Origin of the sequence: Nostoc sp. PCC 9305, assembly GCF_963920915.1 — a bacterium.
Classification (GTDB): domain Bacteria; phylum Cyanobacteriota; class Cyanobacteriia; order Cyanobacteriales; family Nostocaceae; genus Nostoc.
This window is the reverse complement of the sequence record NZ_CAWUDN010000097.1, coordinates 11370-30981: the sequence shown is the minus strand read 5'-3', so window position 1 is coordinate 30981 and position 19612 is coordinate 11370. Positions and strand designations below refer to the sequence as shown.

Sequence of the window (19612 nt, the reverse complement as noted above, 5' to 3'; positions counted from 1 at the left end):
GAAGGTTCGCTTGTTTAGTTTGAGGAAAAATTATTCTGAGATTCGTGGGCATTAAAGTGAGAATATAAGCTCCTAAAGCTAGAAATCCCAGGCTGTTTTCTAAGGGTGCTGTATCGATTGCTGCCATGACCAATTTTCCTTAGTTTTTCAATAAAAGCTACTTTTTTATAAGTTAAATATTTCCTACACCCACATCAGCGAAGAAGGTCAAAGCTTGCCAGCGTAAGAGGTTGTTTGAAAAGTTCTTAGAGGTTAAAAATTCTGCTAATCGCTGAACCATAATGCGTATCATGGCAAGATAAATAAAAGTCTCGGATGTTGCCGACAATAACTCATAGTCTCGAACTAATCATAGTCTCTAAATAATCGGCGACATCCCATCAACCAACCAAAAGTCCGCTCTACAACCCAACGTTTTTTGAGCAAGACAAAACCTTTAGCCTCTTGCGATCGCAGCACTAGCTGTACAATCCAACGGCAAAAATTCATCACCCACTGCATGAAAGGTTCTCCATCAAAACCAACATCTACCCAGATAGTAGTCAAACGAGAGACCTTTTGATTGGACTGTTTGACTCGTTTTAGAACTCGTTTTCCTCCTTCTCGTTCACCAACATTGGCTGCGGTGACTAAAACCCTTAAAACCAACCCCAAGGTATCGACGGTCATAAATCTCTTACGTCCTTTGATCTTTTTACCTGCATCAAAACCAACTGACTGACTCACCATTGCTGCGCTTTTAACACTTTGACTGTCAATTATTGCCTCGGATGGGCTGGGATGACGTTGATGTTCGTTTGCATTCCCATTTTCGGAGATTATCGTGGATTTTTAGCCAAGTCCCGTCTTTACGCCAATTGCGGAAGTATGTATAGACCGTTTGCCAGGCAGGAAAATCTCCTGGGAGCGATCGCCATCTGACTCCTTCTACCAAAATGTAGAAAATCGCGTTGAGAACCTCCCACATATCAACTTCACGCTTTCGACCACCCGGTTTTGGCTCTGGAATCATGTCACTCAGAAATTTATATTGTGCCAAGGTTAGGTTGCTCTTGTATGCTTTACTCATACCACTCTCTCGGTGCTGTTTAGTATCTATTCACAGCGTATACTGAGAGAGCTTTTTTACAACATTCCCAACTTTTCAAACAACCTCTAACATTGCAGTGAATTACTTTTAATATTATTTGTCTTATAGACTCTGAAACTCATAAAACTCATTCCATAACTCATAGTAAAACTCATGAAAAATAACATCCCTAAATAGCAATGTTATTAAAATAAATGGTAACTAAGTACAACATCTCATTAATTTATAGCGAAATCTCTGCGCTTACCTCTACGCCCCTTTGTGCAGGGTAAGAGCATCTCAATCAGGCTTGACATAAGGAATCAGAAGAATCTAATGTATTGTTGATGAAACAACTGAGAACCTGAATTAAATAATTATTATCCATAGCGGCACGCTTCATTTTTTGACGGAGACTACGTTTGTAGGTCTGTTCACGGTTAAGGGCATTCAGCGCCAAGCGTCGTAAAAGGGCAAAATTTTGAGGACTGTGAAAAGAACGAATGCGACAAGCATCTTCAGCAAAAGTACAATCGAGAGTCCAATGAGCCTGGTTTTCAATGCCCCAGTGTTTTCGGATAGCCCGACCGATAATTTGAGCATCACTGTTTAAAGAAGTGAGATAAAACTGAACTTCGCGGGTAGTTTTATTCCAAAGATGACGCACACGGACGACCATAACTAGGGTTTGCAATCCTGCCCATAATTTGGGTTGATAAAGCTCACTAATAGCCGCAACGGGTACAGCCCAAACTTCACGGATTTCTGTGCGATGATGTGCTTTCTCAAGACGTTTGTCATAACTAACATCAATCCCTTGAAATTGTTGCGCTTGGGCTTTTTCAAACCATTCTTTGACTTGAGAATAGAGAGTCGGATGGTTAGCTTTAAGTGCCAGAACATAATCAGCTTTCTTGTTAATAATCTGTTTGGCAATCTCAGTTTGTGTTCCCATCGCATCAATAGTGATAATCGCACCCGTGATGTCCAGCAACTCTAATAATGCAGGAATGGCAGTAATTTCATTGGATTTATCTTCTACTTTTACCTGTGCCAACACTAAACGTTGTTCACTTGCCCAGGCGCTGATGACATGGAGTGCTCCTTGACCTTGATTGCGGTCATAGGAACCCCTAATTGTCTTTCCATCTATGGGAATAATCTCTCCTCCCATTGTCGTCAAGAGCGTTTCTACCCATTTCATAAAACACCGATTTAATCCTTCTGGGTCAATAAACTCAAACACTCGTCGAAATGTATCATCTGAGGGAATGCCGTTTGGTAACGCCAAAAACTCTTCTAACCACGCTTGCTTGCTAATGCCATAATTCTCGATGTCTTCCCACCCTTGTGCTCCAGCGATGATTGCTAAAATTGCAATTACTAAGATATCTGTGAGTTGATGTTTCTTTGTCCGCTCTACTCTTGGGTCTTTGATATCCGAGAAATGCTCAACTAGGCTCTGTTGAATAGTTCCGATGTTTGCTATTTCTCTTGACTTTTGCTGACGACGAGTATTTTTGGCAGTATCAGTAGATTTAGTTTCAAAGCCCTCTGACATCGACTTGACTCCAGACAATTTTTCACGACAGCATTTGAATTCATCTCATTGATCTTGCTCGGTCGTCAAGTCCATTGTTTACACATTCGTCTATGATTGTTCTTCTTTAATTTGTCAAGTTTTCTTTATACCAAATTAGATGAGCTTACCCTGCCCCTTTGTGTTTAAATTTTAACCCTCAAGTCGCCATGATTTTACGCAAAGCTGTACTAAGCACCTGTACTCTCAACAATTGCGTAGGGTCAGAAATAGAAGTGACTTTTAAACCAAAGGCTTGAGCTTTTTTCTTCAGGTTATTAAGTAGGCGCTCTCAATATTATTACTCATAAATCAATACTTCAATTAAGCCTGAAAGTCAGGTAAACTAACTATTATTACCAAGCATGAAAATTAACTGTGGTACATCTCAAGGATTTATCACTATTGTGTCTAACAATACAAAGTAGTTATTTTGTTTACTATTTTTGCCAATGCGGATTAATGCACATCTTAGACATTCTATAGCAATCGCACTAGTTCATATTTTTATTCTGCAACACCAAATGCTGCTCTTTTTTCCTAAAAAATCGCCGATACAATTCACAACTTGGCATCGCTTCAGATCCAGAAAGTTTAATCAACCCCATACTGCTTAACTTATGAGTAAGGATGGGATCTAAGAGAATAGCTTCATTAGCATTCAGAACGTTATCAAAAGCTTGTGCTAACTCAGGCTGTTTTTGCAAGGTTGCCCAGTGACGCTGCAAGTGATAAGAATAAATTTTGCTAGCAGTGGGAGCAGTTTCTAGTAGTTGCGACAGAGTTACCTCGTTTCGACTTAGATGATAGAGAGCTAAATTTACTAGTGCCGGATGTCCCCCGACCATTGCCATTAATTGTCTAGCTCCTTCTCCATCTGTCCAATTGAGTCCATAGCGTTGGGCTAACTGTTGTACCTCTTCTTGGCTAAAGTTGTCTAACTGAATCGGTAATCCTACATTGAAAGGAGACTGATTAAGTTCAAGAGGAACATAAATATCTGTTGAGTGAACAACGACTAAACGAAGCTTTTGCCAAATCGGCAGTCTTTTTGCTTCTTCGTACCAAGAACGCAACAGAGGTAGAAAATCCTTCGCTACTTGGGGATGCTCGAAAATATGGTTCACTTCATCCAACGCCAAGATCAGGGGAGTATTAATTGACGCTAGTAGATATTCTTGAAAGTAGACGGTGCAGCTAACTTTACTTCCCAAATCTTCATCCCAATACTCGTCTAACATTGGTTGAAGCTGAAGCTGGCGGGCGATATTGGCACACAACCAGCGCAAAAGTTGATTCAAGTCGCTCAGAATTGTCTGCTCGACTTGTTCTAGATTCAAGCTGATAGTGCAGTAACCCTGGTGCTTGGCATAGTCAAGAATCCTCAGCGACAGTGAAGTTTTGCCCATTTCTCTGGGAGCTTTGATCCTGATTAACGCTCCTGGTTTCTTAATTTCTTGATAGATTTGCTCCTCAAGGTAAGAACGTTTGAGGTAAAAGGGAGAGGCGAGAGCAACTGAGCCGCTGGGGTAGGAAGGTGACGTATCCTGATTAACTGTGGGGGGAAATTGCGTCAGGTCTTCTTTCAAAAGTTTTGTATTTGGAGCTGCTTCAACGATGGCATAAGATTCCAGCAGCACCTGACAGTTTTTCTTGGTCACGCGCTGGCCAATGACCTCAGAAAGTCGCCCAAACAATTCTGGGGCAACAACATTGGTAAAGTAGCCAGGACTATAACCTGCCTCTATAGCTATTTGGTTATAAGTTTTATACTGCCAAATCCCACGCAGAATCAGATTTTCGGTGGAATTAAGGGGGCGATTGTGGCTCTCAATTAGCAGGCGATCAACAATCTCAAACAGACTATCAAGGTTCATAGAGATTACAGACAAATGCGACTAATAAAGATAACAGTAAAGACAACAGGAGTTACGCAAGTAACACAATATCTGCCATTTATTAGTACAATAGTATTGTTTAGACAAATTAAATTATCCAGAAGGATAGACCTCTTCTTTCACTTTCCAGATTAAACAAAAGTTTCGTAAATCAAACAAAAATAGATTCATAAATACGGTTCTGAACTCTCAATTTTCCCTGTTGCTTGACTACTAGCCCTGACAAAAGCAATTCTCTTTCCTCTGAACTATCAACTGCAATAATCTCTCCTTGATGCAAAATTTGACGGTAGAGTTCTAGTAACCGAACGGATTGTTTACTTTTGAGAAGGCGATCGCGGATGGTTCTTAAATGCTCTGGTTCATCCTGTGATTCCCAATTTTGTATTACCGACCTTTGCACCAAATTTTCAATCCATTCAGCTTCTCTATTGTTAGGGATAGGAGATGAAGAATTGCGGATAAATCTACAGAGCTTTTGAGTCAAAAAGGGCTGCCCATTAGTCCAGGCTAACACTTCTTTTAAAACTGTTTGAGGATTGCTCACATTCTCGGTCAATCCTTGAAGTAGAGGTTGCGCTTCATGCTCTTTAAACCCTTCTAATTGAATGGTCTGACCGATGTTAAAAGGCGTTCTTTGGTGATCAGTAATTAAGTCCCCAGGGGTAGCTACTCCAAAAAGAGCAAAGGTTAAACGTCGATACTCTGGATTAATACTACGCTGATTATAGCAAGAGCGAATTAGCGCAAAAAAGTCATTAACTGGGAATTTTAAACTTAAGGAACTATCAATTTCATCGATAAAAACTATCAAGTTTTTAGGTATAGTATCATTTCCCTGAGCAACTTCAACTAGCAAAACTTCTTCAATAAATTGACTCAACCTCTGAACCGGAGAAATATCTCCTTGCTCTTGCCACCAAGTTTTTAGATTAACCTTTTTTAACAAACCAAAACTTCGCCATAGCTCTACTGTTAAGCCTTTGTACCATTGGTCAGGCGTGACGTTTTCGCTACCAATGCGGGTCAGATCGATCGCCCCGCAGCTAAATCCCTCATGCCGGAGGTGATGTATCATGCGTACCATCAGACTTGACTTGCCCATCTGCCGAGGATTGAGAATGTAACAAAATTCCCCGCGCTTCAATGCCTTATAGAGATAACGGTCTGCTGAACGCACAACATAAGTAGGGGCATCCATCGGCAAACTTCCTCCCACTTGATAGTCAAAGGTAGAGGGTTGTTCGCCACTTTTGAGTAACTCGTTTTCAAAGAGCAGTTTGGCTTGTGTGGCTTTGAGATTTTCTAGAGTTAGTGAGTTTAAAAATCTATGCCTATTCCTAATATTCAAATAGGCTTCGGTAGCTTTGAGAATTTCTAGGGTTTGTGAGAGTTCTTGAGTGCGCTCGTCTACTCTCATCTCTAGATTTCGGTTATCATCTTCTAACTGTCCGTAGAGACGGGCATTTTCAATGGAGATAGCAGCTTGAGCCGAAAGAATTCTTAAAACCTCAATGCGATCGCTGGTAAATGCATCTGTGGTTAAATTGTTTTCTAAATATAAAATACCGCTTAGTTTGCCTTGATTTAACAAAGGAGTACAGAGAATCGATTTTGGTTGAGTGGCGACAATGTAGGGATCGCGGATAAACTGTTCTTCAACGGTTGCGTTATTAAGTACTACATTTTCTTGAGTACGGACAACATAGTTAACGATCGCAACTGGTAGGATAGGTGTCTGGCGATCGCCATTTACAGAGTCAATGGGAAGCGATGGGAGTAAAGTAACATCATCAGAATCTACTGTACTTTCAGCTGCGATCACCCATTTACTATCTTTTTCCAATATCAGAAAGCCTTTTTGAGCACCGCCATTTTCAATTACAGTTTTCATTAACTTAGCCAGCAGTTGATCCAATTTAATTTCGCTAGCTAATACTTGAGAGGCTTTGGTAACTGTCATCAGATCGAGTACTTGAGGATTTGTACTACCAGTACATTCAGTTGTATTAATGCTTTGATCTTCTTTTCGGTTGTTTATATCCATTAGAAACTGTGGGTACTCCAATTCTAGGGCTTTAACTTTGGCTTTTGCACCCCAGCGACTATAACAATGATGGGCATTTTTCAGGTATAGTTGTCCAATCACCTTCGTCTGCTACTTGAATTTGCAGAGACTCAAGCACAGCAATCAGGTCTTAAGCAGCAACCGAACCTAATGCTTTTACTGCTACTTTAGTCGATCGCAATCCTTGATGGGCTACTGTGGGAGCAATATTAAGATGATGACAGAAGATGTCTAAGCGCGATGCCAGAGAGTTATCTTCTTGAAGAATATAATCCTTTTGTTGCATTTGTAATAAAGCATATTGGGCTTGAATACTCACCACCCCTACTGGCGAACGCTTACGCTCTTGAGCAATGCCAGAGCAATCGCATACGCTTGTACACGATTGCTGATCGGGGCAATGCCTTTGTGTGAACGCCTTGATTCTGGAACGATTAAAGTTTTTAGCAACCAGTTTTCAGACTTGGTTTGGTCATCGGGATCTCCCCGGCGGCTCTAGCGTTGGAAGTTTACTTGCCGCCACTCCGGGTTAGCTCCGGCTACTTTTCCCGGTGGCACTTCAGTTTTGGTTCGTTGAATTAGTTTGCGATCACCTTTTTGCGTTCGGCTTAAAGACTCAGTATACTGAGTAAAATTTAAGTCTGATTTCTCTAGCTATTTTCTCATCTAGAACTTAAAATAGTCGCTAATACTGTTTGCGGGACTTTGGTGCGACTTCCGAACCTAGCCTGTAATGCTATCCTAGCTTGTCGTGTCGTCATTCCCCGAACAGTACCCCTTCAAAAAAGCCACTATGTCAAAAATGGACATTAATCGGGCGAACCAACATCAGCAAGTGGCAAGGGAAGATTTAGTCATGTTCATTAATGCCTGCCTCTCCTGCACAGGACAGCGTGAATTCTACGGTGATAGTTGCGGGCAGCGCGTATCTATTGATTTTTTGCACGACTATATTTTAGGTAATTACCGCTTAGTCTATACCCGGACATTGGCAGCAAGGATTAACCACTTCAACCAAGCGCAGATTATCCTCAAGTTACTAGCAACAGGAAAACATACACCCCTTGAACATCGACAAGAAGAAGGTGCATTAATTGCCGCAGCATTAACAGCCTTACCACCACAACGAGGTTGGGAAGTATTGCAACAATTGCGGAAAAGAAGTATCAATAATCGTCGTAGCAGAGCGATCGCTCGTGATTATCTCCAGCAAAAACGTGACATCAACTTTGATGCTGTCAAGTATCGCTCCAAATTTCGAGCTATAGCCTCCCATGCTCACCTCACCCTACCAGGGGAATTAGGTAATTTTCTCTTTGGTAAATGGAAACAGCAAGTTTATTAAACTGGCGATCGCTCGCTTACCAGCCACTTTTGACACACCAAAACTACTGGGAGTTGATACTGCAATTGTTTCACCTGTACTAAATTTCTGCGTTTGTTCTGGCAACTGAGAAGCTTTAATTCCTTCACAGAGATGGCGATCGCTCTCACCTGAACCTAGTTGTTGGGATTTGCAGCAGTTGGTGATACGTCGTCACAGAGATGGCGATCGCTCACTTACCAACTACTTTTGACACACTCAAACTACTGGGAGTTGATACTGCAATTGTTTCACCTGTACTGGTTTTCTGCGTTTGTTCTGGCTACTGAGAAGCTTTAATTCCTTCACAGAGATGGCGATCGCTGTTATTATCATCAAGGGTAGCTAGATAACCACGTAGTCGTTTACAACCCCTTTCTAGCAGTTCATCTAATCCTCCAAGCTGCCATAACTTAATTTTATGGTCATTGAATGAAACCAGCGTTCGACCATCAGGGCTGATGAAATTATATCTAAAATTATATGTATTTGTATCCTCATCAAAATCAAGTTTAACAAGTATATTCCTCCGCCAGTCCCATAAGATAGTAGGATTTTGATAAGAAATATTAGCCAAGCTACCATCAGTATTAAAACTGACCCTACCATCATGCGTGCTAAAAGAAGCGGATGAAAATCCATCTCCAAGCCTTAGGGACGCTAACTGTTTGTAGCAGGAGGAATCAGAAGAAAGTTCCCAGATATCAACACCATCTTGACCAGTAGTAGCCGCAACTAGTTTACCATCTGTTGTCCAAGCAAAAGCATAAATATCCCCAGATTTGCATGTTAACTTTTTGTTGTTATCATTCTTTGTAAGATTTAGCAGGTGTATAGAATCACTATATAAAATTGCTAGTTGTTTGCCATCTGGGCTAAAACGCCCTATTTCAAATTTGTTGTAGATAGATATGTTATCAATCAGATAAACCCGCTCTTTGCCCAACGATAAATCCCACACATGAATTTGAATTTTTGTGGATTCATTATTAATCGGTTCCACGATTGCTAGTTGTCGCGATTGCTGACCGTTTGGGCTCAAAATAAACTTGCTTTCTTTATCGTATCGCTGTTGCTGTAGCAAACTCGGCAACCTTAACTCCTGACTAGACGACAGATCCCACAAGTGAACAGTACCTGCTTCTAGCGTGACTAGTTGCTGACCATCTTGACTGAAATTGAATCCATCAAATAAGCCGGGAACTTCTATTGGTGCTTTTGGGGGAGTAAGTTTTTGCTCTAAATTCCATAGACTGATCGTACCATCATTGCTGGCAGTTAGCAGTTGCTTGCCATCTGGGGTAAAACTCACGTTACTGAAAAAGCCTTGATGACCTTGAATAGTTAGTTGCTCCTCACGACTGTCTGAGTTAAGTAACTGGTCTGAGTTAAGTAACTGGTCTGAGTTAAGTAACTGGATAGTACCATCTGATTGTGTGATAACTAATTGTTCTCCATTGGGGCTAAAACTTACCTTCTTGTTAAAGCCTAAGGGATGTAATTTCTGATTCCACAAAAAAATAAAGGGAGCCTGAGCATGATGCTGCCCTGGCGACCTTTGCGAATAGGTAATGTCAAGCGGTTGACCATTATTATCAATGTTCACATCTGCAACAGAGTCCTTGTCCAATTCTGGAAATTCATATTTATATTTTTTACCTGAGCGGTAGTCCAATATATGAATAAGCATAGTCTTTTGTTCTTGGATAGCAGTAGCCACTAGTAAGTTTCCATCCGGTTTAAAATTAATACCTTTAACATCGCCTTGCAATCCTTTTAACCGGGAGCGTTGTGTGTTTTTAAAATCCCATAAGTAAACAGTATTATCTTTAATAAAAGCTAGTTGTTTACTATCAGGACTAAAACTATACCCATAAGGAACAAATGTTCCCTGGAACTTATGAATCTGATTGGATTCCAAGTTCCACAAATAAATAATTTGTGGCTGGAAAGGGTCACTGTCACTGATGACTAATTTCTTGCTATCAGGGCTAAACTTAAGCATGGGACTTTCAAGTAAGCTTTGATTATCGGAGAACTCATGACAAAGTAGATTTTCATGAGATTGTATATTCCGAACGCAAATCTTATTGTTATCGGTTGTAGCAGCTACTAATATTTTGTTCTCATGAATAACAATATCTTGTGCTATCCAACCTTGAGGTAGTTGCCAACGATTCTGTTCTGTTACTGCATAAGACGCTGTTCGCAAAGTTTCGATGACTTGATTTTGTAGCTGCTCGTTTAGTTGTGGTTTAAGAAATCCTACCGAAAAAAGCCAGTTGTTTAGGGATTTTCCAGCCCGTAAACTACTTATCAAAGTATCTAGTGTCAGCTGATTTGTACGTAACATAGTTTCCGTGGAATTTTTATCAGCGCTCATTTGTTCTATTAGTGCTTGTTTCTGACCACTTAGCGCCCACAAAGTTAAACCACTCAATCCCAGTATAACTACGATCGCACCCCGCGATACCCAACTAATATTGCGACGTTTTCGCAAAACACTTTGCTGTACAAACTCAGCTTCAACCTGGTTAAGCCAGTTATCATCGGAATTGAGTTCTTTATCCAATACATTGAGATAAGGATTCGCATTCCATAAAAATTGTACAGGTTTCTCTCTCGAACGCTCTTGCTGATTCTGCGGTCGCTGTAGAAGTCGGATAAATTGAGCAGGAATTTTACTCAATTTGTTTTCGATTGGAAAAAATAGTCGTTGATCTAACCAATCAAAAATAGGAACGGTTCTGTCTAGAATCCCTTTTGGCTGTTCTTTGTCCTTATTTTTAATGCTATCCCACTCCGTCGCCGCAGGAGTTAATCGCTGTTGCAGCACTAAACTTTCTTGCTCCTCTTGTTTCCACATCAGCAGTTTTTGCCATCCCCGCACCAAAGCATCATGGGCAGGTTCTACATAGGGATTCCCATCAGCATCGTCTCCTTTCACCAGTAATCGTGCTTTGGTAAAGCGCTCTATTACTGCTGTAACGAAAGAGTTTTTCTCTGGTGGATATTCTAGCTCCGATAGAGGTACTCGTCTGCGCGCTAACTCACCTCCCCCAAGGGCTATCATCCGCAGCATCACATGGCGGATAATTTGGGCATAAGCCGGATTTTCTTTAACTAACGTCTCATATTCTTCATCAGCTCTTTGAGTCAGTGATTGGATAACTCCTCCCAAATCTTGATAATCTTCTTGCGTCAGCGCCCGGTCAATTGTTATACCTTCGTTTTGTGCATCCCATTGTCGCTTTAAATACTTGAGATAAAGTTCGCTCAAGGCAAAAGAAAGCAGGGGCAATGCTCCCGGCATATCTGCTACTTCATCAATTAATTGTTCTACAAGTTCGTGGGGCTGAAAATACATCACCCGTTTTTCTGCGGGTTTCTCAATCGCTTGCCGCAGTTCTCCTCGTGTCATTGCTGGTATAATAAATCGTCCACTGTACCAACGACTTTCCAGCACCGTATTTTCTAAGTTATTGACTGTGCGGTCAACAAACTTTAAGCCAGCATCTCTTACTTGGGGTTCAAAGTCAGAGCGTAGGGATAATACTACCCGTAATCTATCACGATGGACATTAATTGCTTTGAGTATCTGTTGAAAAAACTCTTTGCGCTCATCCTCATTTTGACAGAGGGTGATAATTTCTTCGCTTTGGTCAATAAACAGTAATAACTTAATTTTAGGGTGATTTTTTGCCCAAGTATCAATGCTCATCGCCAAGCTCTGTTCTATATTTTGGACTACTACCTCTGGTAATTGGGCATTTTTCAAAGCATTATTTAACGCGAGCATAGGAGTTTCACCAGGACGCATGAGTGGCAGAATACACCATTGCTCAGTATTATCTTGCCGCAGTTGGGGAATTAATCCTGCCTTTACCAAACTAGATTTACCCGAACCCGAAGCACCCAACACCACTGTTAAGGGATGAGTTTTGACAAAATTATGTAACTTTTCTACCAGTTCAGTTCTTCCGAAAAACAGTTCGCTATGTTCCTCGTTATAAGATTCCAAACCTCGGTAGGGATTTTTTGAAGCATCCAGAGGTGGTGCTGGCGGTAAGTTGAGTGGATGTCCGGGGGAAAGAAAAATATACTCGCCTTTATCATGCTTCTTCAGAGGCCAAATACCGGGGGTTTGCCGTTGGCGATTTCCTTCAGTGGCTGGTTCAACTGTATCCCGTAGATATAAGTAGAGTTCAGTAGCGGTGATGACCCCATCTCCTGGGGGTTTGCCATTGGTAGTAGGAGGATAGATATCAGCTTTACCTACAAGTGCTTCGATTAATGCCGCAGCAAAAGGGGAATGGGTGCCATCTGAGCCGCGTTCTGAGTTAAGTGCAAAGGCATCTAAGGCTTTTTGGTCAGAAGCTGCGCTAGTTATCACCTGCCAAGCTGGGTCACTAATAAAACGCTCATAACGCTCTTTGTGGATGACTTCTGGCGCAGTTAATAAATCTCTGTTGCTTGACCAGCGAAAGGCTCCAGCAAAACAGCAGTCGAGGATTCCCAAAAAATGACGGCACGGTAATTTACTCAGGGATTCCTGCAACTTAGTCATTGGTAGATAGGTTTGAACATCTCCCAATTTTGCATCTTGGGGAATCAGATAACCTTCTGGACCATCATCGCCATTCAGGGCTATCCCATGACCGGCAAAGTAAAATAGCAAGCGGTCATTTTCACTTACTTGTTCTGGTAGTATTTTTTCTAAAAATTCATTTAAGTTATTGAGAGTAGCTACTTCATCCAAACACTCCTGTACTTTATATTCATGCTTTTGTTGCAGTATTTCAATTAGCTTTTTGGCATCATTAACAGCATTGTGTAGAGAGGAAATACCGTTTGTGTAATTATTAATGCCAATGATAAATGCCATGTTTCTAGAAAATTCAGCCATAAAAACAGTTCCTTTGTTGGTTGTTTGTTCTACTTTTTTGAATCTGATATATTCATCAAACAGCACTGCATACTGACTTCCCGTCTGGAGATTACTGACTTGTGACTGACTTTTATAAATACTTTAGTTATCAAAGAAGTTGTGTTAAAAGTGCTTGGCTGTGACTTTAGGTATTTATTGATCCCCCCTTCCCCCCTTAAAAAAAGGAGAATATATCTTCAAAGTCCCCTTTTTTAAGAGGAATTTAGGGGGATTTAAAAGTATTCGATACATCATCAAATACTTTTAAAACATCCTCTAATAACAAAGCAAGTTTAGCTTGATGTACAAATGTCAACTACCTCTAGGAATGATTCAAAAACACAGATCAGGGTTTGAAAATTAGCATTATGGTTTGGGGCGCACTGTAGTAATGTTGATTTGACTGGTAATCCAGTCATCATACAATTCCTCTTCTTCTGGTGCAGCTCTCAGGTCGCGGGATTGCACACGCTTCATCAAACGGTTTAGGGTTCCCTGCCCTCGACCTGGTTCTCTTTCTGGGAAGAAAGGCAAGTCCAGTTCATTTTGTCTCAGTAAGGTAGCATCAAACTCAGCCGTACTAACAATTAGTTTGAGAATATCTTGGCTCTGAGTTATTCCCTGTTTCCAAAGTTTTTCTCGCACTGTCGGATAGATATTTTCACCTCCCAATGCCCAAGCTGACTCCCCTGGTTTGAGCCAAACACCTCCGGTTTCTAATAATTCCGGACTAACTGCATAGCTGTCTGTCAAATCCAGGAGGGCGCAAAAAAGTTCTTGATTGCTAGTATTTTTGAGTTTGACTTTAAAAGTCGGACTTTTCCACAAACCATTTTGCTGTTGATACTGCAAGCTAATAGTCGCATCTTTAACCTCTCGTTCTTCCTGATAAATTACCATTTGCACTGCATCGTCTTGAATGCTACTGGTTGCTGGGCTAGAGAGTTCAGCAATATTTGTCCAACGGGTAATATGCTCCAATCGCTCAATCGCTTGCAAGGCATTTTTTTCTGTATAATCCTGAATTTGAGCAACTATTGGACGGTCATCGGCTGGGCGAGTAATCAAATATTGCCCATTCCGAGCCAGTAATTTAAATTCGGCATTTTCAGTCTTTGCAACTTCCTGAAGGTATAGTGAGGGCTGATTTCCGCCTCCAATGGTCAGCAGCGCGGCGCGGGCTAATTTTACTCCTGCTGATTCACCAGTAATCAAAACACCTTTAGGCGGTAGAGGTAGACTAGTCACAACTGCTTTAAAAGTCATCTCTGATTCTAAAGTTTCAATACCACTAATCTGGACTAGACTCATTTGGGGCATAACCGCAATGACTTTAGCTTCACCTATGGCTGTTGACAATTCGTGCATCCTTTCCGGAGAACTGTCAAAGGGGAATAATGCAAGTTCGGTTGTTTCATCGCCTGAAGGTTGGGGAATTCCATGAACCGCACCCCCATCAACTACCCACTCATGATCTTTGTGATAACTGACAGTCAGGTAGGGTTTGCGTCCGGCGATCGCTCCTCCCAAAAACGGTTGTTCTAAATCATCTAGTACTGTTGCTTCTAATTGGGGGGATTGATTTGCAACTTTACTGCGAATTAAAGCATTAGTGCGTTTGAATAAATCTCTATAAGTTAAACTGCCATTAGCTTTTTTTAAGGTATCGAGTAAGAAATAAGAAAATGCTCCCCGATGTTGCCCACCCCCGTTATATTCTTTCGCTGTTTCGCGATCGCGGCAAGCTGCTAGAAAAATATGTTTTCCGCGTGGGAAAGTCCAGCCAGTGGGATTTTTTGTCAGACTGCGCTCAGTTAATAGTTGCTCGGCATCTTGATTGGAAAAGATAAAGCTTTCTAAGGGGCGTTTTCTTTTATCAATCGGAGCCAGACGCTCTGCGGTGTCCGCTTCCATATCACCGCGCGTGCCAGAGCTGGAGTGGCAACAGTCCATAATGATCGTAATGTGAGGGTTTTTCTCTGCTATCTCTGCAATCAGCTTCGCTAATTCTTTATCTGCCAAGTCCCAACCCCCTGGACTGCGGCTGTCGTAACAAACGAGGGTTTCATTCAGTCGGTCTGGTTCTATAGTCCAAAACTCTTCCGGGGCTTCTTCTTGAGAACCATGTCCTGCGTAGTAGAAAAATACTATATCTTCACTACTAGCTTGGCACAGATGTTGACGAAAACCATCAATGACTGCCTGTCGGGTAGCATCTTTGTTCAATAATGTACGTAGATGTAATTGGTATCCATCAGTATCAACCCGCCCTTCTAAGTATTCTTTGATTGCAGTTATATCATTTATACAGCCCTGCAATGGAGAAACATTTAGATATTCATCAATACCAACTAGTAATGCGTAGATATTCAGATTCATATAGATAGCAACCCTAATTTTTGACGATAAACGGCAAATCAGCGTAGATGTTCATATTTGGCATTCACCTCTGCACCCTTAAGGTCGTTCGGTAGCGAAGGTAGGTCTTTTCTGGCAAATCATCGATATTAATCGGTTTAGTCCCCAATTTTAACTTTGAAATCAGGAAAAGTTATACCAATTCGCAATTCGCAAGTCGCAATTCGCAATTAATAAATATAGCTCCAGTAAGGCTTTCCTGATTTCCATGTGTTGCCGAATTTTAGAGAATTGGTATTAGCTCTTCTCGAGCGATAAATGCGGAGCTTGTATCCGGATTTATCCCTGGACAAGTCTAGCTACCGATTGTTATCGAGTTATTTCGGGAAATATCACATCAAAATTTTAATCGCTGCAACCAAAGCTTCTAAGCCAACTGTGGTAGGTTCACTCAGGAAGTAACTCAGGTGATCGCAAGGTACTTCTTGAATGTGAAGAGGGTGCGATCGCCCTTTGGGAATACTCATGATACTATCCACAATGACTGCTATATCATTCGGCGTGCCAAAAAATGGCAATTCAACAACTTTCTTAAATAAACGTTGTTGTAGCCGTTCTATGATCGATGCTCTCTCTACTTCTTGTTCTAATGCTGCGGGAATAATAGAGGTATTACCAGCGATAATTGAGTAGGGAATGCCAGGGTCGTCACTCTCAGCGAGAGATTTGATAAACTCAGAAGTTGGGTTCATTTGGGCTAGGGCTACCCGAATATTTTTTTCTAATGTACCCATCAATATAGCTACCACTTTTGCGGGCCAAACAACTGTAGAAAGACCGTTGAGTGCAATACCCAGAGTCAATTTTACCCAATCTTCCACCACAGCCCAAGGAGAACCTGCATTTGGTGTTCCCAACATAATCAGGTGTTGGACAACTTTATTACCTCCTTCTCGCTCAATAAACCAGCGAGATACCAAACCACCCATTGAATGAGCAATAATGTGTAATTGTTTACCGTGATTTTCTGATAAACCCACATCTTTTAGTCGTCGTTTTAAATGTTGGGCATTCTGCTCAATGTTAGTATTCAGATTTTCGTAATCAAAAGTGAGAACTACATCATAAAGTTCGCTGATGCAAGACTTTTGCCCATCCGGTTGCAATACAGGTTGTTTGATTGTAGATACTAAACTTTCAGTATCGCCGATAATCCCGTGGATGTAGAGGGCAATTCGTTTTGCTTGCCCTATCTGCTGCTTAACATAATTCTCATCCTGGTTATAGGTTACTTTCTTGTCCTCTCCCACAGAGGCTACTGCTAAAATCGGATATTCAAATTCCCGTCCCAAACCCTGGCCGATCGCTTTTTGAAAAAAGATGCGAATAGAACCTTCCAGGCTACGTTCTCCCTCGCTAACGGGGGCTGGTAATCTTTCTAACTCAATTTCGATTTTGGCATCTCCGGTTGCTTTCCCACGACCTAAGGGTAAGAAAAATTCCCCATCATAACCCACAGGAAGCAGGTATTCATTGTTTGCTAGTTGTCCATCAACTAATAATTTTAAAGGTGCATCTGGGGTGACAACTTCGTGGTCTTTAACGTTGCTCAGTTCCAGTACAGTTAATCCTGGGTCTGTACCGCGACTGGTAGTAAATTGGAAGGGTCGAATAACTTCTGGATTTTCTCGTAAAATCGGGGGAACAATTTTATTACCTAAATCTCGGCTGACTTGTGGTGTAGTTGTAAGGCGAACATTTGCTACTAAGCTGGGATGGGGTTGTAACTTCACCCCTGCCGCTAATTGTTGTTCTTGTTCCTGAGAAACTGGGCTAGGATCTAAAGGACGGACTGTAGTGATTGTGATTTCCTCAGTGTACCAATCATCAAACCTCTTAGCCGCTCCCATTTCGCGTTCGCGATCTTGTGTGCGAGTCATTAAACGCTCAAGACTACTTTGATTTGGGGATTCTATATCTCTAGTTATAGGTCGAGGAGCATCAAGTTTATCCTGATTTAGCAATCTGACATTAAATTCATCCTTAGTCACAATCAATTTAAGAATGTCTTTGTACTCGGTAATTAAGAGTTTCCAATACTCATCAGGGACTTCGAGTTCCACCAATTCCTCTCCATTGATTAGAGCATAAGCTTCTTCTCCTGCTTCCAGCCTAATACTACCTGCTTCAAAAAATGGGGCGCTAATAGCGAAACTATCTGAAAGGTTGACCAAAGCACAGTAAAGTGGCTTTCTAGTTGTATTGGTAAGTTTAAGTTTAAATTCCGGCTTTTGCCATTCACCGTCCTTATACTTGTACTGCAAACGTATCTGCTTTGATTGTGATAAATCCTCATCAACAAATATGAGTTCCATCCTCACGTCACCAGGTTTAATTTGAGTCGCCGCAGTATTTGCAAGTTGAGCAATTGTTATCCAACGAGCAATATGTTCTAAACGTTTAATTGCCTTGTCTGCATTGTCTGAAGTGTAATCATCAATTTGAGCTACTAGGGGTCGGTCATCTGTTGCTTTGGTTACTATATACTGGTTATTGCGACACAACAGGCGAAAATCGGCTTTGCCAACTTCTTGTGACTTGCAGACATAGGCTGAGGGTTTACCATTGAGTCCGGCTGTTTTGAGCTTTTCAAGCGCCAGATTTACACCTGCTTCATCTCCCTCAAAGTAAACCCCTAAAGGCGGTAGTGGTAAACTGGTAACAACTGCTTTAAAAGTGCGATCGCTTTCGCTTTTCAGGTTTTGCACTCCTTGGATATCTATCTTGCTCTTAGTTGGCAATACCTGAGTCACTTTTGCTCTACCCACAGACTTTGAGGGGTCGCGCAAATCATCGATAGTGGCATCAAAGGGAAACAGTGCCAGTAAAGTAGTTTCGCTATCTTTGGGTGGTTGCACTCCGTGGACAGCACCACCTTCAATCACCCAGCCAGAGGTTTGATCATGCTGAACAATAAAGTAGGGTTCAATTTCGGCGATCGCACCATCGAGGAAAAATTTGTTATCATCCTCAATGTGATTTACTTCCAATTGCGGAGACTGGTCTGACCTTTCACTGCGGACAATGGCATTTGTACGTCCAAATAAATCCCGATAAGTCAGCTTTCCGTTGGCTTTGGAAAGTGTATCCATCAAAAAATAAGAGAAATAACCCCGACATTTACCAGGATATTCCTTTGCTGTTTCGTAGTCTCGACAAGCTGCTAAAAGAACATGACGACCTGTGGGTATCTTCCAGCCAGTCGGGTGTTTTTCGGGGTCACGGTCACGAAAATCTGATAGTTTCTCTAAATCTTCCAGCTTAAAAATAAAGCTATTCAGTGGACGTTCTCGCTTGTCTGTGTTTAAGCGTCGTTCTTTAGCTTCTTGCATTGGGTCTCTGGTGCCGGAACCAGAGTGGCAACAATCTAGAATAATGGTCAGATGCGGCTTTTTTTCTGCTACTTCCGCAATTAGTAGTGCCAATTCTTTATCTGCCAAATCCCAGCCGTTCTCGGTACGGCTGTCGTAGCATACTAAAGTTTCATCCTGATGGTCTGGTTCTATGTGCCAAAATTCCTTTGGTGCTAATTCTTGGGAACCATGACCACTGTAATAGAACAAAACTACATCGTTTTCTCCAGCTTGACAAAGATGGTTGCGAAAGCCATCAATAACACCCTCACGGGTTGCTTGTTCATCTTTAAGTGTTTGTAAATACAGTTGGTATTCTTGTTTGTCAAATCGTTCGTTTAGATATTCTTCTATTGCTGTAATATCGTTTACACACCCTTGGAGGCGATGATTAGGGTTGCGATAGTTGTCGATTCCCACAAGCAAAGCATATAGTTTCCGACTTCCGATTCCTCGTGCCGGAGTCAACACCGCAGTAACAATACTAAGGATTCCATCAATTGCCTCTGTAATTTTAGCTATATTATTAGCCTTTTCAATTTCATGGTTTAAGTTGTCTATTCCTTTTTGGAGTGAAGATTCATTTAATTGTAGGTCTGCTAAAAGTCCTTCTAATATTGTATTATCTACTTTCTCAATTTCAACAGCAAGTTTATCTCGTTTATTGATAAAAGCTAATCTCTTTCCTGGTTCAACATCGTTAATATCTATTCTATTAAGTTTTCTGTAGATTTTTCTTAAATCTTCAAGTACTGCTTCAGAATTAGTGGACATAAATTAATCTTTCCTAATTAATGACTATTTTTTTCGGGAATAAATACCGAGAAGAAATTAGTTTCCTGTATAAAATTATTTAGTTCTTTACTAGTTAATTGTCCTTCAATAGAAGCAATAAAAAGCTCTTTAAATTGATTTAAATTATGGCTCTCCCAGACTA

General features: G+C 41.2%; 9 protein-coding genes and 2 pseudogenes. 2 read left to right on the top strand and 9 right to left on the bottom strand.

Going from position 1 to position 19612, the window contains the following annotated elements; genetic code table 11:
- Nucleotides 1-262 precede the first annotated feature (262 nt).
- The 5 genes and pseudogenes from ACM0OX_RS27785 to ACM0OX_RS27765 form a co-directional block, all read right to left on the bottom strand.
- Nucleotides 263-1069, bottom strand: a pseudogene (locus ACM0OX_RS27785) (IS5 family transposase); the annotation flags it as partial.
- 304 nt (nucleotides 1070-1373) lie between these two features.
- Entirely contained in the window at nucleotides 1374-2630 is a 1257-nt protein-coding gene (locus ACM0OX_RS27780; protein WP_414518206.1) for an ISAs1 family transposase, read from the bottom strand.
- A gap of 512 nt (nucleotides 2631-3142) precedes the next feature.
- The gene (locus ACM0OX_RS27775; protein WP_414518205.1) at nucleotides 3143-4525 is read right to left on the bottom strand and encodes an AAA-like domain-containing protein; all 1383 of its coding nucleotides are present in this window, start codon (nucleotides 4523-4525) and stop codon (nucleotides 3143-3145) included.
- Between the two features lie 172 nt (nucleotides 4526-4697).
- Nucleotides 4698-6695 (bottom strand): AAA-like domain-containing protein, encoded by a 1998-nt coding sequence (locus ACM0OX_RS27770; RefSeq protein WP_414518204.1) that lies wholly within the window; start codon nucleotides 6693-6695, stop codon nucleotides 4698-4700.
- Between the two features lie 49 nt (nucleotides 6696-6744).
- A complete protein-coding gene (locus tag ACM0OX_RS27765) occupies nucleotides 6745-6933 on the bottom strand; it encodes a hypothetical protein (protein ID WP_414518202.1) in 189 nt (62 codons plus the stop codon).
- 91 nt (nucleotides 6934-7024) lie between these two features.
- On the opposite strand from ACM0OX_RS27765, the gene ACM0OX_RS27760 reads away from it, so the two are divergent.
- Together ACM0OX_RS27760 and ACM0OX_RS27755 are read left to right on the top strand one after the other, a co-directional pair.
- Nucleotides 7025-7147, top strand: coding sequence for a hypothetical protein (locus ACM0OX_RS27760; protein ID WP_335157006.1), 123 nt, complete (start codon nucleotides 7025-7027; stop codon nucleotides 7145-7147).
- Nucleotides 7148-7416: 269 nt separating this feature from the next.
- Nucleotides 7417-7956, top strand: a pseudogene (locus tag ACM0OX_RS27755) (hypothetical protein); the annotation flags it as partial.
- Here the strand turns inward: ACM0OX_RS27755 and ACM0OX_RS27750 are convergent.
- The 4 genes from ACM0OX_RS27750 to ACM0OX_RS27735 all read right to left on the bottom strand — a co-directional run bounded on the left by ACM0OX_RS27750 (nucleotide 7956) and on the right by ACM0OX_RS27735 (nucleotide 19449).
- Nucleotides 7956-8108, bottom strand: a complete 153-nt coding sequence (locus ACM0OX_RS27750; protein WP_414518200.1) for a hypothetical protein — start codon at nucleotides 8106-8108, stop codon at nucleotides 7956-7958. The pseudogene ACM0OX_RS27755 and the gene ACM0OX_RS27750 overlap by 1 nt on opposite strands.
- A gap of 152 nt (nucleotides 8109-8260) precedes the next feature.
- Nucleotides 8261-12883, bottom strand: a complete 4623-nt coding sequence (locus ACM0OX_RS27745; RefSeq protein ID WP_414518199.1) for a caspase family protein — start codon at nucleotides 12881-12883, stop codon at nucleotides 8261-8263.
- Between the two features lie 387 nt (nucleotides 12884-13270).
- The gene (locus ACM0OX_RS27740; protein WP_414518198.1) at nucleotides 13271-15283 is read right to left on the bottom strand and encodes a caspase family protein; all 2013 of its coding nucleotides are present in this window, start codon (nucleotides 15281-15283) and stop codon (nucleotides 13271-13273) included.
- Nucleotides 15284-15654: 371 nt separating this feature from the next.
- The gene (locus ACM0OX_RS27735) at nucleotides 15655-19449 is read right to left on the bottom strand and encodes a caspase family protein (protein ID WP_414518197.1); all 3795 of its coding nucleotides are present in this window, start codon (nucleotides 19447-19449) and stop codon (nucleotides 15655-15657) included.
- Nucleotides 19450-19612 lie beyond the last annotated feature (163 nt).